The sequence below is a fragment of the Providencia stuartii genome, assembly GCF_029277985.1.
GTDB classification, from domain to species: domain Bacteria; phylum Pseudomonadota; class Gammaproteobacteria; order Enterobacterales; family Enterobacteriaceae; genus Providencia; species Providencia zhejiangensis.
Map to the genome: position 1 here is coordinate 68,322 of NZ_CP119546.1, position 22,694 is coordinate 91,015.

21 protein-coding genes are annotated in these 22,694 nt (G+C 41.9%); 10 read left to right on the forward strand and 11 right to left on the reverse strand.

The window, feature by feature from the left end:
• Window positions 1-456 precede the first annotated feature (456 nt).
• On the forward strand, window positions 457-885 hold the full coding sequence (locus P2E05_RS00280) for a hypothetical protein (protein ID WP_154635690.1): 429 nt from the start codon (window positions 457-459) through the stop codon (window positions 883-885).
• Between the two features lie 120 nt (window positions 886-1,005).
• Here the strand turns inward: P2E05_RS00280 and actP are convergent, their stop codons facing one another.
• The 3 genes from actP to acs all read right to left on the reverse strand — a co-directional run bounded on the left by actP (window position 1,006) and on the right by acs (window position 4,986).
• Entirely contained in the window at window positions 1,006-2,655 is a 1,650-nt protein-coding gene (gene actP / locus P2E05_RS00285; RefSeq protein ID WP_154621866.1) for a cation/acetate symporter ActP, read from the reverse strand.
• Window positions 2,652-2,963, reverse strand: a complete 312-nt coding sequence (locus P2E05_RS00290) for a DUF485 domain-containing protein (protein WP_154621865.1) — start codon at window positions 2,961-2,963, stop codon at window positions 2,652-2,654. Before P2E05_RS00290 ends, actP begins: the two co-directional genes overlap by 4 nt.
• 67 nt (window positions 2,964-3,030) lie before the next feature.
• Window positions 3,031-4,986, reverse strand: coding sequence for an acetate--CoA ligase (acs, locus tag P2E05_RS00295; RefSeq protein ID WP_154621864.1), 1,956 nt, complete (start codon window positions 4,984-4,986; stop codon window positions 3,031-3,033).
• A 423-nt stretch (window positions 4,987-5,409) separates the two neighbouring features.
• On the opposite strand from acs, the gene sodA reads away from it, so the two are divergent.
• The 5 genes from sodA (at window position 5,410) to yiiM (ending at window position 10,185) form a co-directional block, all read left to right on the forward strand.
• Entirely contained in the window at window positions 5,410-6,036 is a 627-nt protein-coding gene (gene sodA / locus P2E05_RS00300; RefSeq protein ID WP_154621863.1) for a superoxide dismutase [Mn], read from the forward strand.
• A 235-nt stretch (window positions 6,037-6,271) separates the two neighbouring features.
• Window positions 6,272-7,969: an Hsp70 family protein gene (locus P2E05_RS00305; RefSeq protein WP_154621867.1), complete on the forward strand. Its 1,698-nt coding sequence runs from the start codon at window positions 6,272-6,274 to the stop codon at window positions 7,967-7,969.
• The gene (locus P2E05_RS00310) at window positions 7,969-8,778 is read left to right on the forward strand and encodes a DnaJ domain-containing protein (protein WP_276122967.1); all 810 of its coding nucleotides are present in this window, start codon (window positions 7,969-7,971) and stop codon (window positions 8,776-8,778) included. Before P2E05_RS00305 ends, P2E05_RS00310 begins: the two co-directional genes overlap by 1 nt.
• 32 nt (window positions 8,779-8,810) lie before the next feature.
• Window positions 8,811-9,437, forward strand: coding sequence for a hypothetical protein (locus P2E05_RS00315; protein ID WP_276122968.1), 627 nt, complete (start codon window positions 8,811-8,813; stop codon window positions 9,435-9,437).
• Window positions 9,438-9,504: 67 nt separating this feature from the next.
• Window positions 9,505-10,185 carry a 6-hydroxyaminopurine reductase gene (gene yiiM / locus P2E05_RS00320; RefSeq protein WP_269723480.1) on the forward strand — a complete coding sequence of 227 codons (681 nt, stop codon included), beginning with the start codon at window positions 9,505-9,507 and terminating at the stop codon, window positions 10,183-10,185.
• A 5-nt stretch (window positions 10,186-10,190) separates the two neighbouring features.
• On the opposite strand, the gene P2E05_RS00325 is transcribed toward yiiM, so the two are convergent.
• Complete coding sequence (locus P2E05_RS00325) at window positions 10,191-11,822, reverse strand: ATP-binding cassette domain-containing protein (protein ID WP_251464828.1); 1,632 nt, start codon at window positions 11,820-11,822, stop codon at window positions 10,191-10,193.
• Window positions 11,819-13,501, reverse strand: a complete 1,683-nt coding sequence (locus P2E05_RS00330) for an ABC transporter ATP-binding protein (RefSeq protein ID WP_276122969.1) — start codon at window positions 13,499-13,501, stop codon at window positions 11,819-11,821. The genes P2E05_RS00325 and P2E05_RS00330 overlap by 4 nt, the downstream gene beginning before the upstream one ends.
• Window positions 13,502-13,687: 186 nt before the next feature.
• Here P2E05_RS00330 and P2E05_RS00335 point away from each other — a divergent pair, with 186 nt between their 5' ends.
• Entirely contained in the window at window positions 13,688-14,599 is a 912-nt protein-coding gene (locus P2E05_RS00335) for a LysR substrate-binding domain-containing protein (protein ID WP_154621858.1), read from the forward strand.
• Between the two features lie 56 nt (window positions 14,600-14,655).
• On the opposite strand, the gene P2E05_RS00340 is transcribed toward P2E05_RS00335, so the two are convergent.
• Window positions 14,656-15,525 (reverse strand): pirin family protein, encoded by an 870-nt coding sequence (locus P2E05_RS00340; protein WP_154621857.1) that lies wholly within the window; start codon window positions 15,523-15,525, stop codon window positions 14,656-14,658.
• 266 nt (window positions 15,526-15,791) lie between these two features.
• On the opposite strand from P2E05_RS00340, the gene P2E05_RS00345 reads away from it, so the two are divergent.
• From P2E05_RS00345 to P2E05_RS00355, 3 genes are all read left to right on the forward strand, one after another.
• Window positions 15,792-16,469, forward strand: a complete 678-nt coding sequence (locus tag P2E05_RS00345) for a hydrolase (RefSeq protein WP_004916074.1) — start codon at window positions 15,792-15,794, stop codon at window positions 16,467-16,469.
• Between the two features lie 96 nt (window positions 16,470-16,565).
• Window positions 16,566-17,132, forward strand: a complete 567-nt coding sequence (locus tag P2E05_RS00350) for a YceI family protein (protein ID WP_154621856.1) — start codon at window positions 16,566-16,568, stop codon at window positions 17,130-17,132.
• Between the two features lie 48 nt (window positions 17,133-17,180).
• A complete protein-coding gene (locus P2E05_RS00355; protein ID WP_375097489.1) occupies window positions 17,181-18,362 on the forward strand; it encodes a lactate oxidase in 1,182 nt (393 codons plus the stop codon).
• Window positions 18,363-18,419: 57 nt separating this feature from the next.
• On the opposite strand, the gene P2E05_RS00360 is transcribed toward P2E05_RS00355, so the two are convergent.
• The 5 genes from P2E05_RS00360 to dam form a co-directional block, all read right to left on the reverse strand.
• Window positions 18,420-19,157 carry a 3-oxoacyl-ACP reductase family protein gene (locus P2E05_RS00360; protein WP_163860467.1) on the reverse strand — a complete coding sequence of 246 codons (738 nt, stop codon included), beginning with the start codon at window positions 19,155-19,157 and terminating at the stop codon, window positions 18,420-18,422.
• A gap of 172 nt (window positions 19,158-19,329) precedes the next feature.
• Window positions 19,330-20,373, reverse strand: a complete 1,044-nt coding sequence (gene trpS, locus P2E05_RS00365; RefSeq protein ID WP_154621853.1) for a tryptophan--tRNA ligase — start codon at window positions 20,371-20,373, stop codon at window positions 19,330-19,332.
• A gap of 19 nt (window positions 20,374-20,392) precedes the next feature.
• Window positions 20,393-21,085, reverse strand: coding sequence for a phosphoglycolate phosphatase (locus tag P2E05_RS00370; protein ID WP_163860468.1), 693 nt, complete (start codon window positions 21,083-21,085; stop codon window positions 20,393-20,395).
• Window positions 21,082-21,756, reverse strand: coding sequence for a ribulose-phosphate 3-epimerase (gene rpe / locus P2E05_RS00375; protein ID WP_154621851.1), 675 nt, complete (start codon window positions 21,754-21,756; stop codon window positions 21,082-21,084). The genes P2E05_RS00370 and rpe overlap by 4 nt, the downstream gene beginning before the upstream one ends.
• A 34-nt stretch (window positions 21,757-21,790) precedes the next feature.
• Window positions 21,791-22,675 carry an adenine-specific DNA-methyltransferase gene (gene dam / locus P2E05_RS00380; protein WP_154621850.1) on the reverse strand — a complete coding sequence of 295 codons (885 nt, stop codon included), beginning with the start codon at window positions 22,673-22,675 and terminating at the stop codon, window positions 21,791-21,793.
• Window positions 22,676-22,694: the final 19 nt, after the last annotated feature.

Sequence of the window (22,694 nt, forward strand, 5' to 3'; positions counted from 1 at the left end):
ATTGACGATCTTTAGCTCATTCTTGTTAAGGATGGTTTTTTATTATTCTGACCATAGAAGGAGACGAATATTTATTGAGTATCGATAATAAGTTAGCGATCTATAAGTAAGTTTTAACACTTTAACAATTAAATTTTTGAAAATTAATTAATTTAAAGAATGAATCAGTCGTTCAAAGCGTTTTTTTCTTCATCTTTTATTAAAATACGACAACTAATAATATCAATAAAATCAACTCATAAAGTAAAAATCATTCAGTTTATTGATCTTATGCCATTTCTGCTTACTGCTCTTATTCTTTCTTTAATTTAAAGATAATACCCTATAAAAATAGATAACTAATGTTAAATTGATGTTGCAAAAAGTTAAATATATACTACTAATAAGTAACTTAACTCGGTGTTACGAAAGATTTTTACTACGCACAATATGTTCTCATTTGTTAAGGTGGGAAAAATGAAAAATATAAGATCAGCCAATAGCCAGATATTCAGCCATATTGTGGCTGTTAGTAAGCAAAAAGAGCATGAGTTTAATAATGGGCAGGATGGTGCAGTTATTCTATCTTTACTTGTTATGTTTTTTACGCCCTTTTTGTTGCTCAATGAACTACGTAAATTGCTACACATTGATTATAGTTTAGTCTCTATAGTTGGAATTTTGGCTATCAGCGCTGCTTTGGCAGCTATGTTGTATAAGACGTTTAAGATTGGCCGTAAATTTGCTAATAAAAAAACCGTATTAGGTAATCTATTATCAATGTATATTCCGAATAATAAAAATGAGTTTGAAAATTTAAAAATAGAATCAAAAAATAACCCTGCTAATTTTCTTGAACAAGTGAGTGAATGGGTTCAAATAGAAAAAGCCACTTATTCTAAGTAACTAATTATTTTTAACGACAATACGCCACGTTATAAAATTTAGCTAGCTGATAAAAAAGCGGCTCATTATGAGCCGCTTTGCTTATTGTCTATCTTTCTAGGGTATTGGGTTTCTATATCGTTAGTGTGATTTACCTTGTTCGATACCTAAACCAATTTGTGAACGAACAAATTGCTCTCTGAAACGTTCTTTTTCCATTTTTCCTTGTTCTGAGTTATCAGTTACAGAGAATAGCCATGAAGCGACAAATGCAACGATCATAGAGAAAAATGCAGGGTATTCATAAGGATAAACTGGTTTTTCATGATGTAGGATGCTGACCCAAATTGTCGGCCCTAAAATCATCAATATAACCGCTGTCAGTAGGCCAAGCCATCCACCCGCTAAGGCTCCACGTGTCGTTAAGTTTTTCCAATACATGGAAAGTAGAATAATAGGGAAATTACAGCTTGCCGCGATAGAGAATGCGAGTCCTACCATGAAGGCGATATTTTGATTCTCGAATAAAATACCTAAGCCGATAGCGACAAACCCTAAAATGACGACAGTGATTTTAGAGACACGTAGCTCATCTTTTTCATTCGCTTTACCATTTTTTATTGCCATTGCGTAAAGGTCATGTGAAACGGCAGAGGCGCCAGCAAGAGTTAATCCTGCTACAACGGCTAATATGGTGGCAAATGCGACGGCGGAAATAAAGCCGAGAAAGAAGTTTCCTCCAACAGCGTTTGCAAGGTGTACTGCCGCCATATTGGTGCCGCCGATCAGTTTACCTGCTGCATCTTTAAATTCAGGGTTTGCACTGACAAGTACAATCGCACCGAAGCCGATAATAAAGGTTAAAATATAGAAGTAACCAATAAAACCAGTAGCATAGAAAACACTCTTACGTGCTTCTTTTGCATCGCTGACCGTAAAGAAACGCATGATGATATGAGGAAGGCCCGCTGTACCGAACATCAATGCTAAGCCAAGTGATAACGCAGATATAGGATCAGAGACTAATCCCCCTGGGCTCATAATAGAAAGGCCATTGCCATGTATTTCTACCGCTTCTTTAAATAGCGTGTTGAAATTAAAGCCAACATGTTTCATAACCATGATAGCCATGAATGTTGCGCCTGATAATAATAGGATTGCCTTGATAATTTGCACCCATGTTGTGGCGAGCATCCCGCCAAACAGAACGTATAGCACCATCAAGATCCCGACAATAACGACGGCAATGTGGTAATTCAAACCAAACAATAGTTCAATCAGTTTTCCTGCACCAACCATCTGAGCAATAAGGTAAAGTGCAACAACGACCAGTGAACCGACAGCAGATAAAATCCGTATTGGTCTTTGTTTTAGTCGATATGAGGCTACGTCAGCAAAAGTATAACGACCGAGGTTACGTAAGCGCTCAGCAATGAGAAACAGAATAATTGGCCAACCGATTAAGAAACCGATGGAATAGATTAATCCATCATAGCCTGAGGTATACACAAGCGCAGAAATGCCTAAGAAGGATGCGGCGGACATAAAGTCACCCGCGATAGCCATACCATTTTGGAAACCGGTAATTTTACCGCCAGCAGTATAGTAATCCGAACGAGAGCGAGTTCTTTTTGATGCCCAATAAGTGATATAGAGGGTGAATCCAACGAATAACAAGAACATGATAATGGCTTGGATATTCACAGGCTGTCGCTCAACATCGCCTGTCAGCGCATCTGAGAATGCGGCTGAAGAGGCAAAAAGTAGGATAAGGGGAATAATTTTTATCATTTTTGCACCTCTTTTAGGATTTCAGCCGTTAAGCGGTCATATTCACCATTTGCCCGAATAACATATAGGCCAGTTAACAGGAAAGAGATGACGATGAGCCCTACACCAACAGGTATACCTCGCGTGATATAAGAGCCTTCAGTGATAGGTGTTCCAAGCCAACTTGGGTTAAAAGCAATAAGAAAGATAAAACCGACATACAATATTAGTGTGATAGCTGACAACAACCATGAAAATCGACCACGTTTCCTTACCAATTCTTTAAAACGAGGGTTATTCTCTACCTCTTGATAAGCAGTAGCATTCATCAGAGTTCTCCTCTGTTATCGTCTTATTGGAATGTATGTAAGGTCGCCATAAAGGCGACCCTCAGGCTTATGACATACTCATTGATTGTTTTTCTTCGAGTAGTTTTTCGACAACACCTGGATCTGCCAGTGTGGAGGTATCACCTAAGTTACTGGTATCACCGGATGCGATTTTACGTAGGATACGGCGCATGATCTTACCGGAGCGGGTTTTCGGAAGCGAATCCGTCCAGTGTAGAACATCTGGCGTCGCGATTGGGCCGATTTCTTTACGTACCCAGTTACGGACTTCGGTATACAGCTCTGGTGAAGGTTCTTCCCCTGAAATTAAGGTGACATAAGCGTAGATCGCTTGCCCCTTAATGTTATGTGGGATGCCGACAACGGCAGCTTCTGCAATTTTCGGGTGTGCGACTAATGCCGATTCAATTTCAGCGGTACCTAAGCGGTGACCAGAAATATTCAATACATCATCTACACGACCGGTGATCCAGAAATAGCCGTCTTCATCTCGACGAGCCCCATCACCACTAAAATACATACCTTTAAACGTTGAAAAATAGGTTTGTTCAAAGCGCTCATGGTCACCATATAAGGTACGAGCTTGGCCAGGCCATGAGTCAACAATAACTAGGTTACCTTCTGTCGCACCTTCTAGCGGTTCTCCTAGGTTATCGACAAGAGCAGGACGAACACCAAAGAATGGTAATGTTGCTGAGCCAGGTTTTAGCATTGTTGCACCCGGAAGCGGAGTGATCATAAAGCCACCCGTTTCGGTCTGCCACCATGTATCAACGATTGGACAGCGGCTATCACCAATTTTCTTATAGAACCATTCCCAAGCTTCTGGGTTGATAGGTTCGCCTACAGACCCAAGGATACGCAATGAACGACGATGAGTGCCTTCAATAGCTTTATCGCCTTCAGCCATGAGAGCACGGATAGCGGTTGGAGCAGTATAAAGAATATTAACGCTGTGTTTATCAACTACTTGGCTCATACGGTTTACAGCAGGGTAGTTAGGTACACCTTCAAACATCAAGGTTTTTGCACCATTAGATAATGGACCATATAGCAGGTAGCTATGGCCTGTTACCCAACCTACATCGGCAGTACACCAATAAACCTCACCAGGGTGATAGTCGAAAGTATATTTAAACGTCAGTGTTGCATAGACTAAATAGCCGCCTGTTGTATGCAGAACCCCTTTAGGTTTACCTGTTGAACCCGAGGTATACAGAATAAATAGCGGGTCTTCGGCATTCATTTCTTCAGGTGGACAGTCTGCACTGACACCTTTCGTTACGTCATGCCACCATAGATCACGCCCTTCTACCCAACTCGGTACATTTCCGGTACGACGGTAGACAATCACGTTTTCAACGGTTGTGACGTTTGGATTGGTTAATGCATCGTCAACATTTTTCTTCAGCGGTATAGCGCGACCAGCACGTAAGCCTTCATCCGCTGTAATGATGAGTTTTGCCTTACAGTCGATAACACGGCCTGATACCGCTTCTGGGGAGAAGCCTGCAAAAATAACCGTATGAATTGCACCAATGCGAGCACAAGCGAGCATGGCAACTGCGGCTTCAACGACCATCGGCATGTAAATCGCGACCACATCGCCTTTACGAATACCTTGCTGTTTCAACACATTAGCGAACTGACTTACATCATGATGCAGTTCTCGATAAGTGATATTTTTTGATTGGGAGGGGTCATCACCCTCCCAAATGATGGCGGTCTGATCGCCTTTATCTGCCAGATGGCGATCTAAACAGTTAGCGCTTAAGTTAAGGGTGCCATCTTCAAACCAGCGAATGCTGATATGGCCAGGATCGAAGGAGGTGTTTTTTACTCGGGTATACGGCTTAATCCAATCAACAACCTTCCCTTTCTCTCCCCAAAACTTTTCTGGGTCTTGAATAGAGAGTTGATACTCATTGTTGTACTGTTGCTCGTTTATCAGGGCATTTTCTGCAATTTCAGCAGGAACGGGATGCTTAGTTATTTGAGTCATATTTTTATCTCCTTGCAGATGTTAATACTATGTCAAAAAATGGTTAACTAAAGCAGGAAATATAAATTTGTTTTTCTTTTGAGTGGGAGATCACGTATTAATTGTAATGAATTTAACAGGATTATCATTTGATGCGAAATCGCCAATTGGATTAATCATCTAATTATATGTGAAAAGGTAAAATTAAAGAAAAACAAAGTAGGGTGATATTGGTATTAGTTGCTAAATAAATCACCAATGATAGTTGATGAGAAAGACCATATAAATATCATGGGTTTGATAATGATTTTCATTAACAGTAAAATAACTATAATTAAGATTGATTCACAAGGTGTGAAGTTTATGAAGTGTATACCCTATGTGTCTTGGTACTGAGTGAGAGATATAGAGGTATATGTCAACAAGTCACTGGAGACAAATACAATGAGCTATACATTACCTGCTTTACCTTATGCTTATGATGCGTTGGAACCACATTTTGATAAGCAAACCATGGAAATCCATCATACTAAGCATCATCAAACGTATGTGAACAACACAAATGCTGCGTTAGAAAAATTACCGGAACTCGCTAACTTAGACATCGACGATCTGATCCAACAATTGGATAAAGTTCCTGCTGATCAACGTACTTTTGTTCGCAACAATGCTGGTGGGCACTCAAACCATACTTTGTTCTGGAAAGGCCTGAAATTAGGTACTGAGCTTGGTGGCGAGCTGAAAGCGGCTATTGAGCGTGATTTTGGTAGTGTTGATGCATTCAAAGAGCAGTTTGAAAAAGCAGCTGCTTCTCGTTTCGGTTCCGGTTGGGCATGGCTAGTACTGAAAGATGACGGCAAACTGGCTATCGTTTCTACCGCTAACCAAGATAGCCCTCTGATGGGTGAAGCCATTTCTGGTACTTCAGGCTACCCAATCATTGGTCTGGATGTATGGGAACACGCTTATTACCTGAAATTCCAAAACCGTCGCCCTGACTACATCAAAGCATTTTGGTCTGTAGTGAACTGGGATGAAGCGGCTAAACGCTTCGCTGAGAAAACCAAATAATTTACTTATTTGATTCACAACTTATCTGGCGTAGCTCTTTATTTTAAGGGCTGCGCCTTTTTGTTTTTTAGCCTCTTCTTTTCCCTACCAATCTCAGTATTGTCTCGTTTTAATTTTTTTTGTTTTATTCATAATCAGTCTCATCAATACGGCTAATATATTGATATTCTATTTCATCTGGTGTCTATAAAGTGAATGGCGGATAATGATAAATAAAGAACATAAAGGAAATGAAATGGCGAATGATATGGTAATGGGAATAGACCTCGGTACGAGTAATAGTGCTGTCAGTTTGTGGATTGAGGGAAGAGCCGTTTTAATACCGAATAAGCAAGGCGATGTTTTGACTCCGTCAGTTATCGGCCTTGATGATAATGAACAGATATTGGTCGGTAAATCAGCTCAGAAACGTTTGCAAAGCCATCCCCATCTCACTCAAGCCAGTTTTAAACGCTTTATGGGCACTAACGCGGAATTATCACTAGGCACTCAAACTTTTCGAGCCGAAGAGCTCTCTGCATTATTGCTACGTCAATTAAAAGAAGATGTTGAAGCTTGGCTTGGCTATGCCGTTAAGGATGCGGTGATTACGGTTCCTGCCTATTTTAATGATGTGCAACGACGTGCAGTGAAAACAGCAGGACAATTGGCTGGGCTCAATGTTTTAAGGTTATTGAATGAGCCTACTGCGGCATCCCTTGCTTTTGGTCTTCTTGAAAATAAAGAACATAAATATCTCACATTTGACCTCGGTGGTGGCACGTTTGATGTTTCAATCATTGATATGTTTGAAGGTGTGATTGAAGTCTGTGCGAGTAGTGGTGATGTTCGACTAGGCGGAGATGATTTCAGTGAAGAAATTTATCAATGGATGTTAAAACAGCATCCCGCCCTTAAAGAAGTCCAAGCTGAGATACGCGCTCCCTTACTTGAACAAGCCGAAGCATTAAAAATAGCGCTGAGCAAAGGCGGAGAAGCCTCCGTCTCTTTACGTTGGAATGAACAAGATTGGCATTGGACGATGACGGAGCAAATGCTAACGACATGTTGTCAGTCATTATTAACTCGTTTACAGCAACCTATCTTACAAGCCTTGCATGATTCACGTTTCACCCTTAATGACCTCGATGATATTTTGCTCGTGGGAGGTGCAACCCGCATGCCTCTGATCCGACAAACTGTCGCTCGTCTATTTGGTCGTTTTCCTCGTCATGACCTCAATCCTGATGAAGCAGTTGCGTTGGGGGCGGGAGTTCAAGCTGGTATGGTGATGGCTGATACCGCTCTTGATGATGTTATTTTAACCGATGTGATGCCATTTTCTTTGGGTATTGAAACGTCAAAAAGAAATGGAGCCTATTATGAGTCAGGTTATTTTTTACCTTTAATTGAGCGAAATACCTTCTTACCTGTGAGCAAGATGCAAACCGTTAGCACGGTTGAAGATAACCAAAAAATTATTCTATTAAAGATTTATCAAGGGGAAGCGCGTCGTGTCCAAGATAACGTCTTTTTGGGTGAAATGACGATTGATATCCCTCAGAAGCCTGCCGGAGAAGTGGATATTGATGTCCGATTTACCTATACCGTTGATGGATTACTCGAAGTTGAGTGTCGTTATCAAGGTAACCCCGAGGTATTTCGGTTATTGATAGAGAAAGTGCCGGGGCAAATGAGTGAACAACAAATCGAACAAAGCTTATTAAAAATCGCAGATTTAAAACAGCACCCACGAGATAGAAAAGAGAATCGCATACTATTGTCACGCTGTGCTCGGTTGTATGAATTTTTGCTGGGTGAAGATCGTTATTGGATGGATCAAGTAACGACGGAGTTTGAAAGGGCTCTTGATAGCCAAGATTTACGCCGTATCGCCGCTATTCGTCAGCAAGTGGAACAATTTTTGAGTCGTTATGAGGGAGACTCGCATTAATGAGTATTTGGCAAACATTGGGGATTGAGCAAACAAACGATGAAAAGGAAATTCGTCGTGCTTATGCACGGCAGGTAAAGAAATATCGACCCGATAGCCACCCTGAAGAGTATCAACAATTACGTGAAGCTTTTGAGGAGGCAAAAAGATATGCCGCTTACGCTATTGATGATGAATCTATCGATGATGAATATGCGAAAGAGCAGGCGAATATAGACATTGATGTGCCTCATTTAGAAAGCCTCTTATATCAAGAGTCTGTTAATGAAGACGCCGTTAATGATGATGAACAACAACTGCTAGAACAGCCTGAAATTCGGATGACTTATCCATTTTCAGATAGATTGTTAGATGACGATCAACCATCGGTCAATGAATTACCTGTTGTTGAAATACCTTATACCCAAGAGTTAATTGATTGGCTTGCGAAGCTGTTTATTATTGATGAAAAAGCCGCAAAACGTGAATTAGTCGAATTGTGGGAAAACGTCTCTCAAAAAGGCAGTTTGCAAACACAGCAGCGATTTCATCAAGATTTTGCATGGGCATTATCAGCGCAAGAAGGTTTAACCGAAGCCATTGTGGAACATGTTTCGTCTCTATTAGGCTGGCGGCTGGATGAATATAACTCAGAGCAAATTATTCCGTTTTATATTCAAAACGCATTAACTGAACAGCTACGCCAAACCGAGGTGGCTCGGGCATGGAAACAGTGTCAGGTTGATGCTGTTCATGGCGATTATGTGGTTGCCGAATCCATGCGTATATTGACGAGTCAAAGTGAGAAGTCTCTTTTAAAGTCCGTTTGATACCCGAGCTCATTCCGCAGATAGAGCAGCAGGTGTCTCAGCTGACGAATGAGTATCCTGAGTTAAAAGAAAAGTTTAATCCCGCGGTATTATCATTTATTAAACAACGGCGAATAGCGCTCAATTGGCGTGGTATCTTTTTATGTGTATTTTGGGGGCTACTATTAAATGTGATAGGCGCTAAACCCGACGTGAGTGTAGGCATCACGCTCGCAGTCACTGTGGTCATGATATATTACTTATTTTTTAGTGATTATATTATGTTTTGGTTTCATGCGAGATCAAAAAAGGGATTTACTCTCTTCCTCATGAGTGACTTTTTGATTAGCTTGGGGGTGCTAGCCATCTTTGTTATCACCTTCTTTGGCATTGCTCGCGAATTGATAGTCGGTTTAAATATAGGGCCTGCACAAGGTGCGCAAGCCATGGTCATTTTTATCCTTATGGGGCTTTTATGGTATGCATGGCCGAGAGATCAGCCCGCTTTACGCAGACCAAGTATGATGATGTATCGTCTATTGGTTAGCCCATGGTCACTGCTACAGTGGTTTAAGTTTTCATGGTTTTCATTGGTTTGGTTAGTGGTTCTCTATATTATTTGTTATAAAACAATGTTTGAGATATTGGCGTTCTATACTGAGTTTTTCAAGGTAGGGTAACAGCCTATATCTCGCCTAATAATTGTTGTTCTACTGAATTTAAAGCCATTATTAAGGTGTGATATCGATGCAAATTCATCCTCAAGTCTATATTGGCGAAGTCAAAGCGACACGAGAGTGTGGTCAGAGTGCTATCCATAAGCGTCAAGTGGATGGTTTGTTATCCTTGGGGCAATTAGGGCTTGAGGGGGATGAGCAAGCTGAAAAACGCTTTCATGGTGGCCCTGATCGCGCACTATGTCATTATCCGGCAGAGCACTACCCATTTTGGACTAATGCTTACCCTGAGCTAGAGTCTCTTTTCACTCCGCCAGCGTTTGGTGAAAATATTTCAACCCAAGGAATGACGGAAGAGAATGTCTTTATTGGCGATATTTATGCTTGGGGTGATGCTCGTATTCAAGTGACGCAACCTCGATCGCCATGTTACAAGCTTAACGGTCTTACCGGCGTTGAAAATTTTGCTCAAAGAATGCAAGAAAATGGTCGTTGTGGTTGGTTGTACCGAGTGATAAAAACGGGAACAATCAGTACCGCAACACCAATAACGCTCTTAAGTCGTAACAGCGATGTTTCTGTTCAAGAAGCGATTATGATCGCTTTTCATGCCCCCTTTGATGAAGAGCTATATCAGCGTTTGCTTGGCGCCGCAGGGTTGTCTGCAAGTTGGAGTCTGACGATGCAAAATAGGCTTGAGCATCGTCGAATTGAGGCATTTAGCCATCGCTTATTTGGCAAGCGTGGCTAATATGCTTAGAGGTGGCCGCCGATAAATTGTTGATACCAAGGCTCACGGGCGAATAATTCCGCGTGTGTTCCTTGGTCAATGATTTCACCAGAAGCCATCACAACAATATGATCCGCTTGGCTGGCTAGCATCGGTTGGTGAGTGACCACAATACGTGTCTGTTGTTTGGCTCTGAGTAGCTGCTCAATCACAGAAGCCGTATTGATGTAATCAAGGCTGGCGGTTGGCTCATCCATCAAAATAATATCAGGACGACTTAATAGTAGCCTCGCAATGCATAAACGCTGTCGTTGCCCACCAGAGAATCGTTGTCCTCCTGCACCGACATCCGCATCGAGTAAAGCGTGGTCTGCATCGATATTGAGTTGTTGAAGCATCGCAATCATTGATGTGTCATCAATCTCGTCTGAATGAACCGCTAAATTTTGTCGTAAGCTGCCTTTAAATAATCGGTTATCTTGAAATAATATTCCTCGCTTACGACAAAGTGCTTCTTGTGATAGTAGCGCTATATTTTGATTACCATACCGGACTTCGCCTTGTGAAGGGTCTTGCAAGCGCGCCAAAAGATGCAACAAAGTACTTTTTCCTGCACCAGATGCCCCTACAATAGCCGTAAATGTATTGGCTTTTAACGTTAAATCTAGCGGCTTTAATCGCGTTTTACCCTCCGCTGTGCGCTGAGACAAGGCATGACAACTCACGCTATTGTCAGTTGGTATTGGTGATGAACGCACAAAATGAAGCTCAGGTGTTTCCAATGCTTGAGCAATCTGATTGAGGGATTTTTTAGCTTGGCGTAAGGCTTGGTCTAAATGGGAAAGCAACCAGAGTGGCTCAATAAAACGCGCTAATAACAACATGGCAGCTAACCACATAGAGAGTGTGAGTGTTCCATGATTGACAGCCAATAAGCCTAATGCGAATAAACCGATAAAGGATACTTGAATAGCGAATGAAAACAGTAAATGAAAAGGCAAGCTACGACGCTGAAGTTCTTTTTGTGTCTGATATTGCTGAGCCAAACTCAGTTCTAGACTCTGTTGTTGCTGTTGGCTGATACCTGCTCTACGAAACAACGGTTGGTGTGTGGCAAAGTGATCTAATTTATCAATGACATTCTGCTGTGAGACAGATACTTGCTTTTCAGAGAATGACACCTGTTTGGCAGAAAAACGTAAAACAATGAATAGCATAAAGCCGATCATTAACAGGATGCCCCCTAGCCAAAAATTCAGAATCCATGCCCCCAAGATCACGGTCAAAGGGGTAACAATTCCGCTAATGATAGGATGTAATAAGTGGGCTGGGATGGACATTGCATGGGAGACTGGCCCTGAAACTAAACTTGTTGCACTCGGAATTGGTTTTAATGAGACAGGTAGATGGCGTATTAAAGCAGAGGTAAGCGAGCGCATAACGATGCCACCCGCAAGGTAGCCTTTCTGAGTGGCGATAAAAACAACGGTTAATGAAGCTAAGCTACTGACCAAAAGCCAAACCAGCGCACGGATATCACCGGATCCCCAATTGATGATCACAGGAACGAGTAGCAGTCCGCTAATACCGTCTAAGATAGCAGCGAATACCATCCATAATAGCGCACTGCGGACGGTATTTAAGAACATACGGATCATGCTGTTTCCTCCAATGCATGTAGTAGCTGTTGATATTGGGGAGTATGTTCAGAGAGTTGTTGATGTGTGCCTTGAGCAATAATTTGCCCTTCTTCCAATAAGATCACCGTATCTGCATGACATAAGGAGGCCAGATCATGAGTGATCAAGATGCGAGTACGCGGGTCTTGGCTTAATAGCTGGAAAAAGAGTTCGGCATTTTGCGGATCTAATGCCGATGTTGGCTCATCAAACAACAGAATAGGGGCTTTAGAGAGCAGCACACGAGCAATGGCTAAACGTTGAGCTTCACCGCCTGATAAGGTGATATCATGACCAACTAAACTGTCTAGCCCCTTTGGTAATTGCTGAAACCGTGTTAGCAGATTTAATTTTTCAAGGTAGTCAGTGATTTCTACGTCTGTTGCATCGGGCGCAAATAACTGTAGATTTTCTTTGAGCGAATACGGCATCGGTTGAGTATTTTGCATCACGATAGATACTTGCTGGTTTAACCCCGCTAATGAGAATTGAGGGAGAGGCGTTGTATCAAAGTATAATTCGCCACGAGTTGGGTCGAGGAATCGCGCCATCAATTGTAAAAGTGTACTTTTCCCTGCTCCCGATGCACCTACAATAGCGATAAGCTGACCCGGCTGAATGGTCAAGTTAAGGTTAGAGAGTAACGTTTTATTCTGTACACAATAATCAACATCGTGAATATAGATGGAACAAGGCACTCCTTGCAGTGATTTATCACCATACTGCATGTCTGGTTGCTCAAGAAAATGGCGAATACGCTCTGAAGCTGCTACCGCATGGTTGAGGGCATCGGCACCATGACCCATGGCTGCAATTGGCGCAGTAATACTATGCATCAAAAGAATAAATAACACCATTTGCGGCAGTGATACCGATGTCGGCACGACAAACGCGCCAATAATCACCCATAACGTCAGTAATGTGGTGCTCATGCCTATTTGGGTTAGCGAACTGAATGCACCGATTTTGTTGACCCAGTGGTTAAAAGCCATTAGAAAGGCGGAAAGCGTTTGTGTCACAGCCCGTTGAATGGCGCGGTTTGGATACTGCCTGGCAAGTAATGGGTTGTCGGCAAACTCCGCATATTGAGCATATAAATCCCCCATCGTTTGGTTACGAGCTGTGAATAGCGATTGATAACGTGGTGAGCGTAGCTGGCGGAACAGGTAAATGGTGATGATTAAAGGAAGTAGGCAAAAAATCATTAATGCCCAATTGGTCCATAATAAGATCAGTGTTGCTGTTATGGGAACCACCAACAATTGAGCCGAATCGGCCGGCGCGTGGGCGGTGAGTTGATGAAGCAAGCGCACATCGCGATCCACCATTTTTTGGATCCCTTCTTTGCCTGAATACACGAATTCACTTAAAGGAAGTCGATGAAGTTTATCCAGTATTTTTAGCCTCAATTGATAGCATAATTGGTTATCCGTTTGATGGGTTAGGTATAAGGCAACTGTTTGACAAACGAGCCATAAAATCCCACTAATCAATGCGATAATGACCCAAGTATTTCTTTGTTCAACAGGGGATAAGGCAACTTGGCTAATTGCAAGCCAAGGGATCAGGGAGCTAATACCTGCGATGGCCTGTAAAATGAGAGCAAATGTTAGAGTGAAACGATAAGGGCGTAGCAATGCCCAAAGTGCGCGGTACATAGAAACCTCCATTGCTAATTCGCTACTTTAATGGATTTCTTTGTTTAACAGGTGGTGAGTTGTTTCGATGCCGAGACTATTTGTTTGGATAACGGGCTTTATCGAGAAGAAAACGTGATTAAATTCAGCAGACTTATTTGCGTTTTTCAGTAAGATAAATAGGACTGGAATAAAAAGGGAATGGCAATGCGGTATGATTTAAATGACCTCTATTATTATGTCAAAGTGATAGAACACGGTGGATTCTCTCAAGCAGGCCTCGCATTGGGTATCCCAAAATCCAAGCTTAGCCGCCGTATTGCTGACCTTGAGAAAAAACTCAATGTTTCCTTAATTTACCGTTCCACTCGTCAGTTCCATGTGACTGAAATCGGCCAAACCTTTTATCAGCAATGTAAAAATGTGGTCGATGAAGCGAAAATCGCTGAGGAGCTGATTTGCTCTGTCCAAACCGACCCAAAAGGGATCATTAAGTTGTCTTGTCCTGTTGCCTTACTACAAGTGTATCTGCAAGATCTATTAGTTGATTTTATGGTGAAGTATCCGGATATCGATGTACAGATCTTAGCGGTTAATCGACCTGTTGATGTGATCAGTGAAGGACTAGATGTCGCGCTGCGTGTGCGTTCGTTGCCATTAGATGATTCAGGTTTAATGATGAAAGTACTCGGTTATTCACGACGTATTTTGGTTGCTAGCCCGTTGTTATTTAAGGGAGAAGAGCCTCTGCAACAACCCGAAGAGTTAGTGAATTATCCAATATTGGCAAATTCCGAGCATTCGCAAAATTATACGATGACTCTGAAAAACAGTGATGATTTAAGCTTCACGCAGCATTTTATTCCCAAATTAGCGACAACAGATATTTTGACCTTGTATAAAGCCGCATTAAAGGGAATTGGTATTGCTCGATTGCCTTATGGCGTGGTGGAAAAAGACCTAAGTTCAGGAGCATTGATTGAGATCTTACCTGAATGGCGTTTTCCTGAAGATATTATTCATGCAGTTTATCCATCAAGAAAAGGTTTATTGCCATCTGTTCAACTGTTATTAAATTATTTGGCTGAGAATATTTCACCAACGGTGAAATCGTCATAATTCATTATGGTAAAAAAGAACTCCCCAATAGTGATGCCATTGGGGAGTGATAAACGTTATTGATGTATACGCCCAAATTTACCATTATTAAAGTCATTAACTGCTTCAATGATCTCTTTATCGCTATTCATCACAAATGGACCATAGCCAACAACCGGCTCATCAATAGGTTCACCGCTTAAGAAGAGCACCACCGCTTCTTCAGTGGCTTCCATGATAATATTGCTATCACTATCATCGAGGATAATTAGCTCCCCTTCGTTTAAACTTGTGTGGCCATCAATAATGAGTGAACCATGCAACATGACTAGGCCAACATGACGGCCTGTTTTGGTTTGTAGTCCGAAGGTTTTGCCTTTTTTCAGCGTCAAATCCCAAACATCCAGAGGAGTAAACGTGCGAGCAGAACCTTGATTCCCTAAATAATCACCGGCAATAACACGTAAGATACCGGCATCATTAGGTAAAACAATATTGGGAATATGGCTACTTTTTAACAGCTGGTATCCTGGGGTCGCCAATTTATCTTTAGCCGGTAAATTGACCCACAGCTGCACCATATCTAGGGTGCCCCCATTTTTCATAAAGTCATCGGATTGGTACTCTTGGTGCAAAATACCAGATGCCGCTGTCATCCACTGTACGTCTCCAGGACCAATCACTCCCCCTTCACCTGTCGAGTCATGATGTGCAACCTCACCATCATAGACGATAGTCACCGTTTCGAAACCCTTGTGTGGATGTTCTCCAACACCACGGTTTTCAGCATCTGAACTTGGAAATGTAAAAGGTCCTGCTCTATCAAGTAAAAGAAATGGGTTGAGATATTTCCCGTGATTGTTATAGCTAAACAATGAACGAACGGGGAAGCCATCTCCAACCCAATGGCTGCGCGGTGCGTTATAAATACCAATGATCTTTTTCATGGTCATACTCCTAAAATAGATTCTGATGTATTTATCATAGGGGCACGATTTCGTGATCAGTAGTGGTAAAAATAGGTTTCATTGTTTCATTATTAGAACAATAAATCAGACTTTTATTATCCTATTTTTAGAACAGTGTTTACTAAAAACCGGACTACTCAACAAAAAACCGATGAATTAATGTAAATAACAAGAGAGCGGGGCAGCGATTGTTCTATTTCTCGTTTAAAAGCATTTCATTATTTTATTGATTAAGAGGTTTCATTATGAGTAATCCAGCAAACTTCAATGGGCAGCGTCCTGTTATTAATCCAGATGATGCAGTAATGTTATTGATAGATCACCAAAGCGGTTTATTCCAAACCGTTGGTGATATGCCAATGACAGAGCTGCGTGCACGCGCTGCTGTTCTTGCAAAAATAGCCTCATTAGCAAAAATGCCTGTCATCACAACAGCTTCTGTCCCACAAGGTCCTAATGGCCCTCTGATCCCTGAAATTCACCAAAATGCGCCGCACGCACAATATATTGCTCGTCGCGGTGAAATTAACGCATGGGATAACCCTGAATTTGTTGAAGCAGTGAAAGCAACGGGTAAAAAACAGCTGATTATCGCGGGCACGATAACCAGTGTTTGCATGGCTTTCCCAGCGATTAGTGCAGTGGCAGATGGTTACCAAGTGTTTGTCGTCATTGATGCATCTGGTACTTATAGCAAAATGGCACAAGAAATTACTTTAGCACGCATGGTTCAAGCTGGTGTTGTCCCTATGGATACAGCCGCAGTTGCATCTGAAATTCAGAAAACGTGGAATCGCGAAGATGCGGCAGAATGGGCACAAGCTTACACGCAAATTTTTCCTGCATATCAATTGCTCATTGAAAGCTATATGAAAGCTCAAGACGTTTTGAAAAACAATGAACAATTAGATTCAGAACGCTAAGCCGAGTTTCTCACTCGAATGCTCAGTAGCCTTTACGAAAGTAGAGGCTACCTATCTTTATTAATTCAAATAAAACGAATAATTAGGATGTACTCAATGAAAAAATGTGTATTGCCATTACTGGCTTCACTATTTGTCGTAGGCACTGCTCAGGCAGCAAATTATCAGTTAGATCCAACCCATACTAAAGCCGTTTTTTATATTGATCACTTTAATACATCCACGAATAGTGGTGGTTTCTACAACATTAGTGGTGATATGAGCTATTCCCCAGAAAAAAACATGGGAAGCATTAATGTCAAAATTCCAACGGAGACATTAAATACCGGTCTAACAGCGTTTGATAACCATATTAAGAGCGCTGATATGTTAGAAGTAGAGAAATACCCAACCATCGAGTTTAAATCAACTAGATGGAACTTTGCGGATAATAAACCGGTTTCGATTGATGGCATTTTAACCATGAAAGGACAGTCTCATCCCGTTCAATTGAAAACCACCAAATTCGGTTGTTATTTCAGTCCTATTTTTAAAGCAGATGTTTGTGGTGGTGACTTTGAAACGACCATTGACCGTACAAAATGGGGAGTCGATTTCCTTGCAAAAGAGGGAATGGCAAAAGAGGTGGTGATAAAAATACAAGCGGAAGCCATCAAACAATAAATTGAAAGGTGGAGTATGTTACAGAGAGTAAAAAAACACCCCATCGCGATGATGTCATCGGCGATAGTGGCTTTGGCTTTATCCGTTGGCGCTGCACAAGCTGTGGATTATCAAGCGAGTATTAAAGAAGGCCCGATTAAAATTATCAACTTAGATGAGTTAGAAGACCAAGTTGCAAAAAACATGGAAAAAGGGGCTTTTGGCTATATTCGAGGTGGTGCGGAAGATGAGCTGAATCTGGATAAAAATACCCGTAGCTTTGATAGAAAGTATATCATGCCAAGAGTAATGCAAGGTATTGAAATCAAAGATATTGACTTATCAACCCAATTTTTAGGAATTGATTTAAAAACGCCGATTATCCAAGCCCCGATGGCCGCTCAAGGTTTAGCTCATCAAGATGGTGAAATTGCGACTGCCAGAGGGATGGCGCAAGCAGGGTCAATTTTTTCACTAAGTACTTATGGTAATAAAACTATTGAAGAAGTTGCCGAAGTTTCAGGAGAAAGCCCCTTTTTCTTCCAACTTTATATGAGCAAGAATAATGCGTTTAATGAATTTACCTTGAAACGTGCGAAAGAGAGTGGTGCCAAAGCGATTATTTTAACGGTGGATTCGCCTGTTGGTGGGTATCGCGAAGATGATATTCGCAATAACTTCCAATTTCCACTTGGCTTTGCCAACTTAGAGCTGTTTGCTAAACAAAATGATGATGGTTCGAAAACAGGTAAAGGGGCAGGGATCAGCGAAATTTATGCTCAAGCGAAACAAGCCTTTACGCCAGCAGATATTGCTTATGTGAAAAAACTATCTGGCTTACCTGTTATAGTGAAAGGGATCCAGTCACCTGAAGATGCAGATAGAGTGATTAAGGCGGGGGCAGATGCGATTTGGGTATCCAATCATGGTGGACGACAACTAGATAGTGGCCCTGCTTCTTTTGATGTTCTACCTTCCATTGCAAAAGTGGTAAACAAACGTGTTCCTATCGTTTTTGATAGTGGTGTTCGCCGTGGTTCTCATGTGTTTAAAGCGTTAGCAAGTGGTGCTGATGTTGTCGCGATTGGTCGCCCAATTTTATATGGGTTAAATTTAGGCGGTGCAGAAGGGGTGAATTCCGTTATTCAGCAACTGAATAAAGAGTTATCCATTAATATGATGTTGGGTGGTACGAAAAATATTGAAAGTGTAAAAGCAACGACGCTTTATACCGATAAAGATTTTCAATAAAATTCATTAAGTAAAAAGACGGGAGATAACCCCCGTCTTTTTATACAGTGAAGACCATTAGATGCTAAATCCACCATCAATATTTAAATTTGCCCCCGTGATATAAGCCGCAGCTGGGCTAGCTAAATAGGTGACAAAACTTGCGATTTCGTCGGCGCTGGCATAACGTTTTAACGCCATGATCTGTTTTAGACTCTCTGCAAACTCCCCTTGTTCGGGATTCATGTCTGTGTTGACAGGACCTGGCTGGATATTATTCACAGTAATACCTCGACTAGCGACATCACGCGCCATCCCTTTAGTCAGTCCTACGATAGCTGCTTTACTCATTGCATAAGCACTACCGCCTTCAAAGGGCATCCTTTGTGCGTTAATGCTACCAATATGAATGATACGCCCATTATTATTCATCACTTCTAATGCTGCTTGGCTAGCAATAAACAGGCTACGAACATTGAGATAATAGGAACGATCGAACGCTTCTAATGACAAACTATCCAACGTGCCGAGTTCTAAAATACCAACGTTGTTAACTAAGATATCAAGGCTACCAAAAGTGCTGGCAGCTTGTGTGATGGCGGCTTTTATTTCTTTTTCATGAGCACTATTTGCTTTGATTGCCAACACATTACCTGAAAAGTGTTCAATCTCGGCCACTAAAGCTTCAGCTTTATCAGCAGAAGAGGCGTAGGTAAAAGCGACACTGGCACCCGCTTGAGCAAATTGTTTGACGATAGCAGCACCGATACCTCTCGACCCACCTTGAACAAAAGCAGATTTATTTTTGAATAACATAGACTCACCTTAACGTAATCACATATTCATGAATGAGGTATTTGACTGAGAAAAGCAGCAAGACACCAGAGTGATAAATCGATGAAGTTATTGAAAATAATTGAAGGTGAAGGGGAGAATGAATGCTTAAATGAAAAGCCCTTACCTTAGAAAAGGCAAGGGCATATTTTTATTACAGTTGAGGGCGTTTTACAAAACCAATCGCTTGATACACTTTATCCAATGTTTCTTGGGCACGTGCTGCTGCTTTGGTTGCACCTTCATCCATAATTTTGTTGAGCAAAGCTTCATCATTACGGAAGTGGTGGTAACGCTCTTGCAGGGTTGTCAACATACCTGCTACCGCTTCAGCAACCGCTCCTTTTAGATGACCGTACATCTGGCCTGCAAATTCAGCTTCAAGTTCAGGAATACTTTTACCTGTAATGCCTGACAGAATATCTAGCAGGTTTGAGACCCCAGGTTTATTTTCGATATCATAAATAACACGAGGTGGCTCTTCTGAATCGGTCATTGCACGCTTAATTTTCTTCGCAGCACCTTTTGGATCTTCGAGTAGAGCGATCAGGTTATTGCGGTTTTCATCCGACTTAGACATTTTCTTCGTTGGATCTTGCAATGCCATTACTCGAGCGCCGCCACCTGTTGGAATAAACGGATCTGGAACAGTGAAGATATCACCATAAATCGCGTTAAAACGCTGAGCGACATCGCGGCTCAATTCAAGATGCTGTTTTTGGTCAATCCCAACAGGAACCTTGTTGGTTTGATATAGCAGGATATCGGCCACCATTAATACTGGGTAATCAAACAGACCCGCGTTGATGTTCTCTGAATGGCGCGCTGATTTGTCTTTAAACTGAGTCATACGGCTTAATTCGCCGAAATAGGTGTAGCAGTTCAGTGCCCAGCTGAGTTGTGCATGTTGTGGAACATGAGATTGGACAAAAATAGTGCTTTTTTGATGGTCGATGCCGCAAGCAAGATAGAGTGCTAATGTATCGAGTGTTCTTTTACGGAGCTCGTCTGGATCTTGGCGTACTGTAATGGCATGTTGGTCAACGATACAATAGATGCAGTCGTAATCATCTTGCATTTGTACCCACTGACGTAGCGCACCCATGTAGTTACCGATGGTCAATTCACCGGAAGGCTGCGCGCCGCTGAATACGATAGGTTTTTGGGTTTGCTTTTGTTTTTCAGTGGGTTCACTCATTGCTTGTTATATCCTTTAATTATTTTGTGTCAGATAAACCGATAGTAGGCAGGATATCTGAAAAGTGTGTTAATACACAGTCAGGTTCGCTCAGTGCGATGGATTCACCGTAGTTATAACCATAAGTTAAGCCAACGCTAGGGCATTGTGCGCTTTTTGCGGCAATAATATCATTACGGGAATCACCGACAAAAAGCAATTCCTCTTTACGTAAACCCAGCTTGCCCATGGTCAGGTACAGTGGAGCTGGGTGTGGTTTTTTTTCTTTCACATCATCACCGCCAAGAACCAGAGAAAAATAGCTATCAATGGCTAACTTCTTCAGTAAAGGGGCGATAAATGGGGTTGGTTTATTGGTCACAATAGCCATCGGTAAGCCGTGCTGAGCGAGTTTTTCCAGTGTTGCTTTGACTTCAGGAAATAACTCGCTGCCTGTTGTGACAGAAGTTGCATAGAATTTATCGAAGCTTTCGCGAGTGGCGCTGTGGAGCTTGGGAGTTATCGTTGCTCCCGCCCAGGTTAAGGCGCGGTCAATCATGATGTCAGCGCCGTTACCTACCCAAATTGAAACACGCTCTTTTCCAGCGGGTGGAAAGCCTTGTTCTTCTAGGGCGCGGTCTAACGCTTCTGACAGCCCAGCAGCGCTGTCAACGAGAGTACCATCTAAATCAAACGCGATGGCTTTGATATTTTCTAAACGCGGTTGTGTCATTGAGATACCTTTTGTAATTCCTTACGCATTTGATCAATGACGGCTTTGTAATCGGGTTGACCAAAAATTGCAGAGCCTGCAACAAAGGTGTCGGCACCCGCAGCAGCAATTTCGGCAATATTATCAATTTTCACGCCACCATCGATTTCCAAGCGAATATCATAACCGCTTTCATCAATCATTTTACGGACTTGGCGCAATTTAGTTAGTGTATGAGGGATAAAAGATTGGCCACCAAATCCTGGGTTTACCGACATGAGTAGGATCATGTCTACTTTATCCATCACATACTCTAGGTGGCTCAATGGTGTTGCTGGGTTGAAAACCAAACCCGCGGTACAACCGTGCTCTTTAATCAGTTGCAGTGTTCTATCGACGTGCTCACTGGCTTCCACATGAAAACTGATGTGGTTTGCGCCAGCTTTGGCAAAATCAGGAATAATTCTGTCGACAGGTTTAACCATCAAGTGAACATCAATCGGAGCGGTGATACCGTAATCACGCAGAGCTTTACAAATCGGTGCGCCGAAAGTGAGGTTAGGAACATAGTGGTTATCCATAACATCAAAGTGCACAATATCTGCACCAGCTGCCAGTACTTTTGCGGTATCTTCGCCTAAACGGGCAAAATCTGCAGATAAAATAGATGGGGCAATGAGAAAATCTTTCATTATTGTCTCCGATTATTTAAATGTTACCCGAGAGTCATTCCACGCCGGACGAAAGGCGTTTGGTGCTTGTCTTATCCGTTTTTTTTGGCAATTTTAGTGCGGGTTCTTCATTATATAATGCCAATAGTTCATTGACTTTATTACGATTAAGTATGTTTCGACTGATTGTTCGACGCACTTTGACTATATGTAATTTAGCCTGATGATACCACTCTCTGGTTGCTGGCGTGTCATGATTTGAAATCAGAACCGGAATTTTGCGATCTGAAGACAAATAATGCGCTAGGCGAGCAAGATTTTGTTGTTCTTGCGCACTGAATGCATTGGTGTGGTATGCCGTAAAGTTTGCCGTTTCAGACAATGGGGCATACGGTGGGTCACAGTAAACCACGGAACCTGATGGTGCCGACAAGAGTGTACTTTCGTAGTGTTGAGTGACAAAGGTGGCTTTTTGAGCCTTTTCGGCAAACCACAGTAGCTCTTCTTCTGGAAAGTAAGGCTTTTTATAACGGCCAAATGGAACGTTAAATTCACCACGTGAATTGTAACGGCATAGACCATTGTAGCAATGACGATTCAGATATAAAAATAATACACTACGTTTGATAGGGTCTGTAGATTGGTTAAATTCTTCACGCTTCAGATAGTACTGCTCAGCAGTATTAAATTCAGGCGTAAAGATCTGACGAACTTCCCCGATAAAAGAGTCAGTCCGGTATTTTACCGTATTGTAGAGATTAATTAGGTCACTGTTGATATCCGCTAGGACATAAGCGTCATAGCTGGTGTTTAGAAAAACAGAGCCTGCCCCTACAAAGGGCTCGATCAAGCAATCACCCTGTGGAAGATGTTTTTTAATATCTTCCACTAGAGGGTATTTACCGCCAGCCCATTTCAAAAAAGCGCGTGTTTTTTTCATGCCGTCTTATTATTACAAA

Excerpts from the sequence above, each read along its gene's own strand:
- P2E05_RS00335 (WP_154621858.1), top strand. The coding sequence starts at position 13,688 with ATGCGGTATGATTTAAATGACCTCTATTATTATGTCAAAGTGATAGAA.
- P2E05_RS00290 (WP_154621865.1), bottom strand. The coding sequence starts at position 2,963 with ATGAATGCTACTGCTTATCAAGAGGTAGAGAATAACCCTCGTTTTAAA.
- P2E05_RS00280 (WP_154635690.1), top strand. The coding sequence starts at position 457 with ATGAAAAATATAAGATCAGCCAATAGCCAGATATTCAGCCATATTGTG.
- acs (WP_154621864.1), bottom strand. The coding sequence starts at position 4,986 with ATGACTCAAATAACTAAGCATCCCGTTCCTGCTGAAATTGCAGAAAAT.
- dam (WP_154621850.1), bottom strand. The coding sequence starts at position 22,675 with ATGAAAAAAACACGCGCTTTTTTGAAATGGGCTGGCGGTAAATACCCT.
- actP (WP_154621866.1), bottom strand. The coding sequence starts at position 2,655 with ATGATAAAAATTATTCCCCTTATCCTACTTTTTGCCTCTTCAGCCGCA.
- rpe (WP_154621851.1), bottom strand. The coding sequence starts at position 21,756 with ATGAAAGATTTTCTCATTGCCCCATCTATTTTATCTGCAGATTTTGCC.
- P2E05_RS00340 (WP_154621857.1), bottom strand. The coding sequence starts at position 15,525 with ATGAAAAAGATCATTGGTATTTATAACGCACCGCGCAGCCATTGGGTT.
- P2E05_RS00355 (WP_375097489.1), top strand. The coding sequence starts at position 17,181 with ATGATGTCATCGGCGATAGTGGCTTTGGCTTTATCCGTTGGCGCTGCA.
- P2E05_RS00360 (WP_163860467.1), bottom strand. The coding sequence starts at position 19,157 with ATGTTATTCAAAAATAAATCTGCTTTTGTTCAAGGTGGGTCGAGAGGT.
- P2E05_RS00310 (WP_276122967.1), top strand. The coding sequence starts at position 7,969 with ATGAGTATTTGGCAAACATTGGGGATTGAGCAAACAAACGATGAAAAG.
- P2E05_RS00305 (WP_154621867.1), top strand. The coding sequence starts at position 6,272 with ATGGCGAATGATATGGTAATGGGAATAGACCTCGGTACGAGTAATAGT.
- sodA (WP_154621863.1), top strand. The coding sequence starts at position 5,410 with ATGAGCTATACATTACCTGCTTTACCTTATGCTTATGATGCGTTGGAA.
- P2E05_RS00330 (WP_276122969.1), bottom strand. The coding sequence starts at position 13,501 with ATGTACCGCGCACTTTGGGCATTGCTACGCCCTTATCGTTTCACTCTA.
- P2E05_RS00345 (WP_004916074.1), top strand. The coding sequence starts at position 15,792 with ATGAGTAATCCAGCAAACTTCAATGGGCAGCGTCCTGTTATTAATCCA.
- P2E05_RS00370 (WP_163860468.1), bottom strand. The coding sequence starts at position 21,085 with ATGACACAACCGCGTTTAGAAAATATCAAAGCCATCGCGTTTGATTTA.
- yiiM (WP_269723480.1), top strand. The coding sequence starts at position 9,505 with ATGCAAATTCATCCTCAAGTCTATATTGGCGAAGTCAAAGCGACACGA.
- P2E05_RS00350 (WP_154621856.1), top strand. The coding sequence starts at position 16,566 with ATGAAAAAATGTGTATTGCCATTACTGGCTTCACTATTTGTCGTAGGC.
- trpS (WP_154621853.1), bottom strand. The coding sequence starts at position 20,373 with ATGAGTGAACCCACTGAAAAACAAAAGCAAACCCAAAAACCTATCGTA.
- P2E05_RS00325 (WP_251464828.1), bottom strand. The coding sequence starts at position 11,822 with ATGATCCGTATGTTCTTAAATACCGTCCGCAGTGCGCTATTATGGATG.